Source organism: Sporomusa sp. (assembly GCF_035561255.1).
In the GTDB taxonomy this organism is placed as follows: Bacteria; Bacillota; Negativicutes; order Sporomusales; family Sporomusaceae; genus Sporomusa.
Genome location: NZ_DATMXX010000067.1, coordinates 1 through 12,371 on the forward strand (window position 1 = coordinate 1; position 12,371 = coordinate 12,371).

12 protein-coding genes are annotated in these 12,371 nt (G+C 44.4%); all 12 read left to right on the forward strand.

The features are described 5' to 3' along the window. A partial coding sequence (locus tag VN379_RS03850; RefSeq protein WP_325530974.1) for a (Fe-S)-binding protein occupies window positions 1-1,470 on the forward strand: 1,470 nt, incomplete at its 5' end. Window positions 1,471-1,728: 258 nt separating this feature from the next. Then, window positions 1,729-3,789, forward strand: coding sequence for a TonB-dependent receptor (locus VN379_RS03855; protein ID WP_325530976.1), 2,061 nt, complete (start codon window positions 1,729-1,731; stop codon window positions 3,787-3,789). Window positions 3,790-3,942: 153 nt separating this feature from the next. Continuing rightward, window positions 3,943-4,506 (forward strand): hypothetical protein, encoded by a 564-nt coding sequence (locus tag VN379_RS03860; protein WP_325530978.1) that lies wholly within the window; start codon window positions 3,943-3,945, stop codon window positions 4,504-4,506. A 3-nt stretch (window positions 4,507-4,509) separates the two neighbouring features. Beyond that, entirely contained in the window at window positions 4,510-5,283 is a 774-nt protein-coding gene (locus VN379_RS03865) for a hypothetical protein (RefSeq protein ID WP_325530980.1), read from the forward strand. Then, on the forward strand, window positions 5,267-5,512 hold the full coding sequence (locus VN379_RS03870) for a hypothetical protein (protein WP_325530982.1): 246 nt from the start codon (window positions 5,267-5,269) through the stop codon (window positions 5,510-5,512). Before VN379_RS03865 ends, VN379_RS03870 begins: the two co-directional genes overlap by 17 nt. A gap of 382 nt (window positions 5,513-5,894) precedes the next feature. After that, a complete protein-coding gene (locus VN379_RS03875; RefSeq protein WP_325530984.1) occupies window positions 5,895-6,566 on the forward strand; it encodes an aspartate/glutamate racemase family protein in 672 nt (223 codons plus the stop codon). Window positions 6,567-6,609: 43 nt separating this feature from the next. Continuing rightward, window positions 6,610-7,584, forward strand: coding sequence for a bile acid:sodium symporter family protein (locus tag VN379_RS03880; RefSeq protein ID WP_325530986.1), 975 nt, complete (start codon window positions 6,610-6,612; stop codon window positions 7,582-7,584). Window positions 7,585-7,649: 65 nt separating this feature from the next. Then, window positions 7,650-8,057 carry a heme-binding protein gene (locus tag VN379_RS03885; RefSeq protein ID WP_325530988.1) on the forward strand — a complete coding sequence of 136 codons (408 nt, stop codon included), beginning with the start codon at window positions 7,650-7,652 and terminating at the stop codon, window positions 8,055-8,057. A 104-nt stretch (window positions 8,058-8,161) separates the two neighbouring features. Then, window positions 8,162-8,878, forward strand: coding sequence for a FadR/GntR family transcriptional regulator (locus tag VN379_RS03890; RefSeq protein ID WP_325530990.1), 717 nt, complete (start codon window positions 8,162-8,164; stop codon window positions 8,876-8,878). A 214-nt stretch (window positions 8,879-9,092) separates the two neighbouring features. Then, window positions 9,093-9,932 carry a class II fructose-bisphosphate aldolase gene (locus tag VN379_RS03895; protein WP_325530992.1) on the forward strand — a complete coding sequence of 280 codons (840 nt, stop codon included), beginning with the start codon at window positions 9,093-9,095 and terminating at the stop codon, window positions 9,930-9,932. 42 nt (window positions 9,933-9,974) lie between these two features. Continuing rightward, the gene (locus tag VN379_RS03900; RefSeq protein ID WP_325530994.1) at window positions 9,975-10,778 is read left to right on the forward strand and encodes a 3-keto-5-aminohexanoate cleavage protein; all 804 of its coding nucleotides are present in this window, start codon (window positions 9,975-9,977) and stop codon (window positions 10,776-10,778) included. Between the two features lie 14 nt (window positions 10,779-10,792). Next, window positions 10,793-12,232, forward strand: coding sequence for a four-carbon acid sugar kinase family protein (locus VN379_RS03905; RefSeq protein ID WP_325530996.1), 1,440 nt, complete (start codon window positions 10,793-10,795; stop codon window positions 12,230-12,232). Window positions 12,233-12,371 lie beyond the last annotated feature (139 nt).

Consider the following 12,371-nt stretch of genomic DNA (forward strand, 5'->3'; position numbering starts at 1 on the left):
ACTTTATATAAGCTTATGTCTATTTTCTGGTGGACTCATTTCCTGGCAGTATTTTCATTATGTTTTATTATCCCTAATTCCTCGCACTTACACTTGGTTTTTGCCCCTTTTAATGCTTACTGGCATACTCTTGCTCCTAAGGGCGCTTTAAGTAAAATCCAACAGGACGGCAAGCAAAAAGCAGTGTTTGGGGCCAACCGCATGGAGGATTTTACCTGGAAGCAACTGTTTGATGCGTATTCTTGTGTTAAATGTGGACGGTGTAATGGCCAATGTCCAGCGCAACTAAGTGGTGATCCGCTTAAACCACGGGCCATAAATGGTCGTCTGCGTAAACATATCGAAATAAGAGCTCCCCTGTTACTAAAGGAAAAAAATTCGACGGCTGTTACAAACCAAGAAATAGGTACGAAAACTAAAACAGATAAAGCAAATAGAACAGATAAAAAGGCCAAGGGAGATAAATTCAAAAATAATCTGGCCGGGGGATTGTTTGAACAGGAATTTATTTGGAGTTGTACAACCTGTGGGGCGTGCCTGGAGGCCTGCCCGGTATCCATTGAACATATCCCGAAACTAATTGATATGCGCCGTTACTTGGTATTGACCACAGGTAGTATCAGTGAGGGCATGAAGCAAGTCTTTGCTGGGATCGCTGGGCAGGGCAATCCTTGGGGTTATAGTCACAAAGACGGTCTTCAATGGGCCGCAGAGTTGTCTGTACCTACTATTCAGGAAAATCCACAAGCGGAATATTTATATTATGCCGGTTGTGTAGCTAATTTTGATGCAGCAGCGCAAAAAACAGCAGTAGCTTTTGTGAATGTTTTAAAGGCTGCAAAAGTAAACTTTGCCGTCCTTGCCGGCTCAGAGTGGTGTTGTGGGGATCCTGCCCGGCGTATGGGCAATGAATTCCTCTTCGAAAAGACAGTAAATGATAATATTGCTACTTGGAATGAGCTGAGGATTAAAAAAATCATTACTACTTGCCCTCATTGTTTTAATACCCTGAGAAACGAGTATCCCCAATATGGCGGCGAGTTTGAAGTAATACACCATGCTGATTTTTTGGCGAGCTTACTTCGGGAGGGGAAGCTATTGGCTAAAAAAACTTTTGCGCAGGTGGTTGTATTTCACGATCCTTGTTATTTAGGGCGTTATAATGATGTATTCAGTTCACCGCGGGAGGTTATCAAAGCTATTCCTGAGGCTCAGCTTATGGAAATGCCCCGTGCGCAACAGCGGGCTTTTTGCTGCGGGGCCGGGGGTGGACGGATTTGGACAACGCCAACGGCTAATAATTTGATCACTGATAATCGCGTCAAAGAAGCTGTCGCAACCGGTGCAGAAGCAATCGTTACTGCCTGTCCATTTTGTAAAATGATTTTCTCTGAAGCAGTTAAAGTGGAAGGTTCTCATAATAAAATTAAGGTTTTGGATATCACTGAAATTTTAGAAGCAAGTTTATGATCTGGACTTTATTGATTCAGTTACATCCTGCGCCTTGCATTGCGAAAAATTTACACAAGCTATTCTTTAGGTTTTAAGAAAGATGCAGTACTAGTGCAGGGAAGGGGCCGTCGGGTAAGTGTACGATGAATGGAGGTGATGAGATACGTTGCGTCTATGGCAAGATCTTCTGTAGGAATAATTATTTCGAAAAAGTTAAAAGGCCAATGCACAATTTAGAGGCAATCAGGTAGGTTGATGTATGGAGGGGATAGGACAATGAGAAAAACAAAAAAAGTAGCAGTTATAGCAAGTTGTATGTTGCTATATTCCAGTTTGGCGTCGGTCGTAGACGCAGAAGAAGCCAAAGCCGGCGATGCCGTTGTATTGGACGAAGTAGTAGTGACTGACTCCAAGCTCAATCCACTCAAAATTCCAGTTAAAATGACTGTTATCACAGCTGAGGAGATAAAAGCCAAAGGGGCTCAAACTGCGGCTGAAGCGTTGAAAGATGTAGCCGGCTTGTATGTTACCAGTAGTAATACAAAGAGTAAAAGCTATGCTCAATTTCGTGGCAGTGATGCTAATAGCACCAAAGTAATCGTGGACGGGGTGTTACTCAGTACAGTTGGTGACGGGAGGGCAGATTTATCAATTATACCTGCAGATAATATCGAGAAGATTGAGGTAATAAAAGGAGCTGCTCCTGTTATGTACGGGACTAACGCTCCTGGTGGAGTAATATTTATAACTACTAAAAGTGGCAGTAAGGAAAGCTCCGGTTCTATATCAATAGCAAGAGGAAGCTGGGACACCGAGACGTATTCAACCTCAGTTAGCGGAGATACCGGAAAGATTAACTATTATTTTGGCGTAAAAAAACAAAGTACAGACGGCTATACAGCCCACTCCAGCGAAAAATCAGAATACTTCAACGGAAAAATTCGCTGGAATCTTAATCCTAAAGCCTCTCTGACCGTATTTGGCTCGTATTCGGATACTGATAAACAATTTCCTAATCGTATTGATGCAAATGGCAATATAATTAACTATCCTGGTCAAGGTGGCACTATTACTTCACGAAACAATTATTTTGGTGGTGGTGACAACCCCGGCACTACTTATAATTGGGAATATGATCCGGTTAAACAATCATACATCGGTGCTGTATATGACCAAAAACTAAACAATAACAGCAATCTCAACTTGAAAGTTTATCAATCCAAGCAAAATAGTCTGCTTACTACTTCCGGTTATCAACGTGTGGATTGGGATGGCAATGTAAATGGTTATGAACTGCAGCATACGATTAGAACAAGCCGGGTAAATACTGCTACCTGGGGTTATTCTTACGAGACCAGAGACTTTGTGGAGTTAACACCCAATGGTTCAGGTGTCACTCCAAATGGTACATACAACCGTGGCGACTATGATTACACAGGCAAAAGCTATTATATCCAAGATGTGCTTAAGGTCAACAACAGACTGGATGCCAGCTTTGGCTACAGACATAACGAAACCGATGACCGCATTATAGTAAGAACAACAGCATATACCCCAAACTATCAGGAAATAAACGGTAGTTACTCATCAGACGATCCGGTTTTCACTTTAAATTACAAGCTAAGCGACAATACAGCTTTACATGGCTCAATCGGGAAAAGCTTCAGATCACCTAATGCAATGGAACGGTCTGCGCCCCTTAGCAATACTAATATTTTGCCTGAAGAAGCCCTCAATCGCGAAGTGGGGCTGTCAACCTTGACGAAGTTTGGGCTTGGAGTTGATGTCACCTACTTTACCAGAGACATAACAAACATGATTAAGGGCAATGGTGCGGGCGGTGGGCGTACCCAGTATTACAACATACCAGATGTTGACATGCATGGCTTTGAGGCGGAGATTAGCAAAAAAATTGGCCGCTGTATTAAAGGATTTGCAAATTACTCATATACAAATGCTTATGATACTCGTGTAAAAACGCAAGTGAGTGATATCCCGTACCGCAAGTTTTCCTATGGCCTTAATTATGCAGGTAAAGAAGGAATAAATGCATATATGGCAGTCAACTATATCGGCGAAAGGAGAAGCATGTATAGCCAGGGGAACGGCAATGGCTCTAGTGATGGCAATGCCGGTGTAAGTGACGATGTCTGGGGATCATGGAAGAACAAGGGTTTGCCAGGATATCATGTCGTTGATCTAAAAGTCAGCAAGACCCTAAATAATACCGAGTATTATGTCAAAGTTCAAAACCTGTTTGATAAGCTGTATTACCAAGGGGCATACCTTGTCGCACCTGGCCGGTATACAGAGGTCGGTACAACCATTAAGTTTTAATCAATAGTTGAATAGTTTAAAGAAGTAGCCATAGCGAAGCCGGAGAATATGCAGAAAAGGTCAACAGTGCCTGCCTTTTCTGCATATTAAAGGAATGCTAATCTTTACCATTCTAGTGATATTGAAGCAGGCTATTAAAGGGAGATTTTAAGGATGCTGGAAAAAAAACAATCTGTAATTAGAAATAACTTTAGAATTTTCAGGATGTCCCTTACGCAAGCATTAGTGGTTACTGTCTTTGGTGTAATGGCGGCTATTGGGAATATGGTTCTAAAATTGCCTTTGCATATTCCGGGACATAGAGGACTGTTTATTATGTTAGCATTAACTGCATGCTGTATTATGATAAGGAAACTGGGAGCAGGAACACTTGCTGGTTTTATTGGCGGTTTTGTTACAGTATTTGTAGCGCCAGGTGTCAAAGGAATTTTTGCTTTTTCTGATTTTCTATTACCGGGAATATTAATGGATGTATTTATAAGCGTAATTCCGATAGTAGTAAGTAAGTGGTATATGATCGGAACTGCAGCTGGGTTAGCCCATGCATCAAAGCTTTTGACTATGTACATTGTTGGAATTATCCTGAATTTACCAATCTCTTCTTTGTCTCTAGGGCTTGGTGTTGTATTAATGTCCCATCTGATTATCGGTTTTATTGGGGGTGTAATAGCGTATTTTGTCTGTGAGAGAGTGGCTTTTTTAAGAGTGGAGGTGTAAGCTGTGCAAATCCTTGTATCTATTGATGATACGGATAATATAGAAAGTAGAGGAACAGGGGAATTGGCTGAAATGATTGCCCATGCTATTGAAAAACATGGCTGGGGTAAATGTTCTTGGGTTACACGCCACCAGTTGCTGCTTGATCCGGCTGTTCCGTATACCTCGCATAATAGTTCAATGTGTTTTAAAGCTGATATCGAAATTGAATATTTGCAGCAGATTATTGACTATGCAGCTGATTTTCTAGAGCAGGAAAGTCAAGTGGATGCCGATCCCGGGTTATGTGTAGTTGTTATTGCTGATTTTCTTGATAATAAGAGTTTGATAGATTTTGGATACAGAGTAAAGCGGGAAGTAGTCACAAAAGACGATGCATATAGCTTGGTCAGGCGGTTGAATGTTCATCTTTCTGAGCATGGCGGCAGTGGGCAGGGAATCATAGGGGCTTTAGCCGGAGCAGGTTTGCGTTTAAGTGACAACGATGGCTGGATAAAAGGAAAGGTTCAAATTAATGTACCTAATAACATTATAAATGTTCGTGATCTTTGTTCCCATCCCGCTGTTGACAAGGTAAAAAACATGCATGGAGGCTATTTGGAAGATCCTGAATTGATTTTATTGGGAAATATGGTTAAGCCGATTCTTATGGAGGGTAAGGCAGTGGTTTTAGTTCATAAGTTAGATGATGCTGATGGTCCGATTTTATGGACAACCTGTTCTAAAAAACAACTTAGTAACTATGAGGAGATGAGAACTCTTGTGGCGGATCAATGAAAAAGGGGAAAAAGAGTTTAGTGGTGGTAAGGCGGATTGGGCCGAGGCCGCTACTGCGGCAGAAAGATGTCCAGCTTTCCGGCCTGACGTTGAAGAAGAAACGGTAGCAGACGAAACAATTTCCTGCTATAACTGCCGTCTTCGGCGTTGGACCAGATCTTCTTTTATCTGTTGTAATTCTAGAGCAGATAGTCAAACTTTTATTAAACCAACTCACCACGTTGGCTAAAGGGGACAGGGAAACAAACTTCCTGTCCCCAGTGTTTTCTATTCCGCATTAAAGAAGTTTGCAGGCGCAGGCAGGTGATGCATTGACAACGCTCCACCGCTGGCGCTTGACTTCCGCTTTTGCCAACACACCACCCGCCTGCAAAACTTTAACGCGTTGTATATACTTAAAAAAGCTTCATAGGCTCAAGGCTGGAAACTGTACATAGCAGATGTCTGCGGCCTAATGATAAACAGAGTGGGAATAAGTTGATTAGATAAAGAATAAGAATAATATAAAAAATGAGAATTTGCTATTTACATTTAATTTGCGGCATGGGATAATATTCCTATAACATAGGATGTAGTACGTAATACGTACTGCAAAAAGAGGAGGCTTATCCATGAAAATAGCTTTGGTGTATACGAGTACTACCCCGGAATTGATTGAATTGGTAGAAAAAGAGGTGCGGCAATTACTGCCGCAAGATACTGAGGTCATCAGTAATCAGGATCCATCAATTCTGGCAGAAGTACGGGAGGCAGGATATGTTACGGCGCCGGCGGCGGCCAGGCTTGTCGGCATGTATATGAAAGCAGTTGGCGATGGGGCTGATGCAATTCTCAATCTTTGTTCGTCTGTGGGGGAAGTTGCTGATGCAGCCCAGGATATTGGTAAATATACCGGCATTCCGATTGTGCGTGTCGATGAAGATATGTGCCGCGAGGCGGTACGGCAAGGGGTGCGTATCGGTGTGATGGCTACCTTGCCAACAACCCTGGCACCAACCAAAAATACGATCCACCGGGTTGCGCGGGAAATGAACAAGCATGTAGAATTAGTTGATGTTTTGGTTGACGGTGCATTTGGCCTTGATCAAGGACAGTTTAAAGAGCTAATGACAAAATATGCGAAGGAAATCTCGGATAAGGTTGATGTGATTTTATTTGCCCAGGGTTCAATGGCTTATTGTGAACAGTATATCCAGCAGCAGTGCGGGAAAACGGTCTTGTCCAGTCCGCGATTCGGTGCCGTGGCACTGAAAGAGGCTTTGATAAAAAAGGGTTTGCTATAACAACTCCGGTCAGATTTTAAATTAATCCAAAGGAGCGACAGAGATGTTGGAAAAATTGGGAAATATAGTGAAGTTTATTACGAAATACTTTTCTGTTTGGATCATCCTGGGCGTTATTGCCGCCTTTTATAATCCTGAAACATTCAAACCGTTATCAAAGTACGTCCCCTATTGTATTATGGCCGTCATGCTGAGTATGGGTCTTACGGTATCAATCGGTGACTTTAAACTCGTTTTCTCGCGCCCTAAAGATGTGTTTTGGGGCATTGTTCTGCGATATATGATTATGCCGTTTATTGCTTTCCTTTTGACAAAAATCCTTAATTTGCCACCGGTTTTGGCTGCGGGCCTTATCCTTGTAGGCTGCTGCCCCAGTGGCGTGGCAAGTAATGTTATGACTTTTCTGGCTAAAGGGGATACGGCCCTTTCCATCACGGTTTCTTCTCTCAATACGATTATTGCACCTTTTATTACCCCCTTTATGTTTGCTTTTCTGGTTGGTTCGATCGTTCCCGTTGATGCCGGGGCTATTCTGTTTGACATACTGAAGATTGTTTTGGTACCGGTATTATTAGGAGCAGTAATTCGAGGTATGGCATCAGATTTTGTGGACAGAATCATGCCGATTATTCCCATCGTATCTGTTATTGCCATTTTTATTACTACCAGTTCGGGGTTTGCGCTCAGTGCCGGCTCACTGGCCAATGTTGCCTGGATTGCTGTTGTTGCCGTGGTTTTGCACAATGTACTTGGTTTGACAACCGGATATTGGGCGGCGCGTGGTGTTGGCATGAATCACTTCAAAGCCAAAGCGCTTAGTTTTGAAATAGGCATGGAAAATGGCGGGCTGGCAATGGCCTTGGCATTAGCTCACCTGGCTCCGTTAGCCTTCATACCGGCTGCCATATTTAATCTGGTCCATAATCTCACCGGCCCGATGCTGGCCAGCTACTGGCGTGAACAAGAAGAAAAAAAAGAACTGACTGCAGCTAATGAGAAAGACACTATACAGTCATAACTCCGGCTCAAAGTAAATGTCTCGTTGATTACCATATAATTGTTGAAAGTAAAGGAGTGATAATCGTGGACAATGTGACACTTGCGTTGGCAAAGAAAATAGCGGACTATGCGGAAGAGACTGTTGCGGGAGAATATGGTATGAAACCGTTCAGTGTGGCAGTTTGTGATAAGGATGGGTTTTTAGTTTTGTTCAATAAGCTGGACGGTGCCAAACTATTGACTATCAGCCTTACACCCAATAAAGCGTATACCGCTGCCCGGATGGGGGTAAGCACGGCCGATTTTCTCCGGAGGTTACAGCAGGAAAACCTCAATATTGCCTACTTTGCCGATGACAGATTTGTGGCGATGCCAGGCGGTGTGCCGATCTATAATGACAAACAGCAAGTCATTGGTGCAGTGGGGATTGGCGGGCTGAAAGAAGACGGTGAGGTAGCCGCCAAAGTTGCTGCCGCTGCGGCCCGTTTATAAGGCCGAGTGGTTTTTACTGCCCGCCATTTATCAGAGGATCCTTATGATTGTTTGGACCGACGTATGATGTTATACTGGTAACAAATATCATCAGGGGGTCCAAAATGGCAACAGAATCTTTTTTAAAGGAAATAGGCGGTAAATCTGTTGTAGAGCAGATTGTTGATAATGTTACCAATGCGATCATCAACGGGGAGTTGAAGCCGGGTGATAAGATCCCGACGGAAAACGAACTTTGCGTAACAATGGGAGTTGGGAGAAATTCTGTTCGTGAGGCAATCAAGATACTGGAAGCATATGGTGTGCTTACAATCAAACGGGCAGAAGGGACCTTTGTAAAACAGGGGTTTGACAGCAAAATGTTATACCCTGTTTTATATGGGATCATTTTACAGAAAGATTCGGCAAATCAAATTGTGGAATTGCGTAAAGTAATTGACGTCGGCATACTCCAACTGGCGATCGATAAACTGGAGTTGGAATCATTGCACAAAGCGGAACAGGCCATGAAGAAACTTGAACAAAAGCTGGCTGCCGCGAATGTGGACGTTAATGCTATCTTTGAAGCCGACACCGCCTTTCATAGGGTACTTGTTGCTATTACGGAAAATGAACTATTAGAAGGAATTTGTTCTTATGTCGATCAGATTACCAAAAAATCCAGGCTGAAAGCGATAGAAAAATTTATAAACGACAAGGCAACAGAACAATTTCTGCTTATGCACCGGGAAATGCTGCGGGTAGTAAAAGAAAAAGACCGGGCGAAGATCAATGAAGTGGTGGAAAACCACTATCAATATTGGGAAAAGGTAACCTGCTAGTAGTCCGCCAAGTCTAAAGCTATAGGATGAATTGCGCGAGATTTTTCGCCCAGCAAGGCGAAGGAGCCGCGCATATCGGACATATGTAAGGCGACGACAACGAAGCTGGACGGGAAATATCGCGCCAAGAACACTGTAGATTTGGCTTGGTGGGCTACTAATCACCTAGCAGAGCCTGGTATTGTACAAATAACCAACTAAGGGGCCATTTGTCATGCTGGTAAATTTAGCAGATATTCTTGAGGACGCTTATCAGAGAAACTATGCGGTAGGGTCTTTTAATGGTTACAATTATGAAACCTTTGCGGGGATCATCAAGGCCGGGAATGAGACAAATACGCCGGTGATTCTGGCTTTTGGTGCCAAGTATTTGCCAAACCTGTCCCTGGAGACGGCCTATGCCCTTGCCAAAAGCCTGGGAGAGAAGAGCGAAACTCCGGTGTGTCTGCATCTTGATCATTGTAGTGACCTGGATACGGTATTCCGGGCGATTCGAGCCGGTTTTGGCTCGGTTATGTATGATGGATCAGCGCTGCCTTTTGCGGAGAATGTAAAAAATACCAATTTGGTTTGCCGGATCGCCCATGCCTGTGGTGTGTCAGTGGAAGCTGAACTGGGCTGCCTGGCCGCCGGCGAACGTTCCCATGAAGGGTCGGCAACTGATGTGGCGGCTTATACGGAACCGGCGCAGGCAGCGCAGTTTGTGACAGCCACACAGGTTGATGCCCTGGCCGTTTCCATTGGCACCGTACATGGGCTGTATAAAGCGGAACCTAATCTGCGGCTGGATATCCTGGCCGGCATTAATGAACTCGTGGCAGTGCCGCTGGTATTGCATGGCGGTTCAGGGCTGGCGGTGAAGGATATTTTAGGCTGTATTGATCATGGGATTGCCAAAATCAATGTGAACACCGAGATATCTGTGTATGCGGTCGAAAAGACAAGGGAACTGCTAGCGGTTAAGCAGCCGCACTTTTCCGAGTTGTCTTTAAGCCAGGTAGATTATGTAAAAGATATTGTGAAAAAGTATATAGCTTTTTTTAGCCGCCAGTGAGTAATTAGCCAGTCTGTCCAGGCTGTGGATTGGAGGGGGAAAATGGACAAAGTAATGATTTCTGTTGCTCCTGTAGCGAGTACAGATAAAAATATAGTTCCTGCTAACATTGCCGCAGATGTTGTACGTTGCTGGCAGGCCGGTGCCGCTATGGTACATTTGCACGTGCGCGATGCCGGGGGGAATCTGACTGCTGATATGAGTCTGCTGGAAGAGACACTGCGGCTGATTCGAAAAGAGTCTGACATCATCATTGAAGTGTCGACAGGCGGTGTGTCCGGACTTTCGATACAGGAACGTTGTGTTCCCTTGTATTCGGAGCTTGTTGAAGCCTGCTCTTTAAATGTTGGCTCAACCAACCTGGGGAAGGCTGTATATTGCAATCCCCTTGATGATGTAGAGTATTGTATTCGTGAATTGTTAAAGATGAAAAAGACACCGGAAGTGGAAGTCTTTGAAATTGGGCATATTTTTGCAATGAAAGAGTTTATGGAGCAATATGATTTTTGTGATCCTGTGCTTTTCAGTATTGTTCTGGGTCATAAGGGCGAAGCTCCCGCCACACCGCAAGCCCTGGCCGCTATGATTCAGATGATTCCGGCGGGAACTCTCTGGGGTATCACCCATGCCAATCGCCGCGATTTTTCCATTATCGCCGCCGCTGTGGGCATGGGGGCCAGTACGGTTAGGATTGGTTTTGAAGACAGCAGCTACCTGGATGCCAATACCGTCGTCGACAGCAATGTTCCTTTAGTGGAAAAGACGGTACGACTGCTTCAGGCTATGGATAAAGCGCCGATGAGTCCGGCCGACGCCAGACAACATTTTAATATCTTCAGAAGATGAACAGGTGACTAAACATGAATCAATTGCCAAAGCGCAGTGCTGATATATTAACGTTGTATCCGGCGGTAGATGATAGCTATATACAGCCACTGTTAGAGCAGGCTGTTGCCAGCGATCCTCATAAAATCATTGTGCTGGATGATGATCCGACCGGTACGCAGACTGTTCATGATGTTTCCGTATATACTGACTGGTCTCATGAAAGTATTAGCCGCGGCTTTCAGGAAAAAAACAAGGTGTTTTACATTTTGACGAATTCACGCGGCTTTACTGAAGAACAGACAAGTACAGCCCACCGGGAAATCGGGGCGATGGCGGCGCAGGTTGCCAGGGAACAGCAGCGGCGGTATTTAATCGTGAGCCGGAGCGACTCGACGCTCAGAGGCCATTATCCTCTGGAAACGATGATGCTGCAGCAGCAATGGGAACGCGATTCCGGTCAAAAGGTTGACGGTGAGATTATCTGTCCTTACTTTAAGGAAGGCGGGCGCTTTACGATCGACAATATTCATTATGTTCAGTATGGTGATGTGCTTGTGCCGGCCGGGGCAACTGAGTTTGCCAGGGACAAAACGTTTGGCTATCAGTCCTCTGATTTGACCGCATACATTGAAGAAAAATCCCAAGGCGCCTATAAGAAAGAAAACGTGGTAACGATCTCCCTGCAGGATTTGCGGGCCCTCAGGATTGAGGCAATTACTGACAAACTAACCGGTATCACCGATTTTGGGAAAGTAGTCGTCAATGCTATTGATGCCTGTGATGTTAAAGTATTTTGTATAGCACTCTATCGGGCGATTGCTCAGGGAAAAAACTTCCTGTTTCGTACGGCCGCCGGCTTTGTTAAGGAATTGTGCGCGATTGCGGATAAACCGCTGTTGACCAGGCAAGACATGGTAGTAAGCAGTAGCGGTACCGGCGGAATCGTTGTGGTTGGCTCACATACCCAGAAAACGACCAGCCAGGTGGAAGCGCTAAAAACCCTTACCGGCATCCAGTGTATGGAGTTTAATTCTGATCTGGTTCTGGAGGAAGAGTGTTTTCAGGCTGAAATTGCAGCAACAGTAAAGCGGGAAGAGGAGCTGTTAGCCCGGGGGATTACCGTTGTCGTGTATACGAAAAGAAAACTATTGACCATGGAAAACGACTCAAAGGAAGAGGCTCTGGCCCGGGCTGTTAAAATATCGGATGCAGTACAGTCACTGGTTGGCAGGCTGCAGGTAACACCGGCCTTTGTTGTTGCCAAAGGCGGCATTACTTCAAGCGATGTTGGCACTAAAGCGTTGCAGATAAAACAGGCGATCGTGCTAGGGCAGATAAGGCCGGGTATACCGGTATGGCAGACAGGCGAAGAAAGTAAATTCCCCCATATACCCTACATTGTTTTTCCAGGCAATGTAGGCGAAGAGAACACGCTTAAAGAGGTTGTGGAAATATTGCAGGCCAAAGAATAATAATAGTACAGAAAAGGTCTTAGTCCTTGTTCAGAAGCAAGGACTAAGACCTTTTAAATTGGACCTCCATGCTATATAGAGGCAAAATTGAGAACTTTGGAAAAACTATTGACAGATTAAATCAAAAGCAGTAGTATTT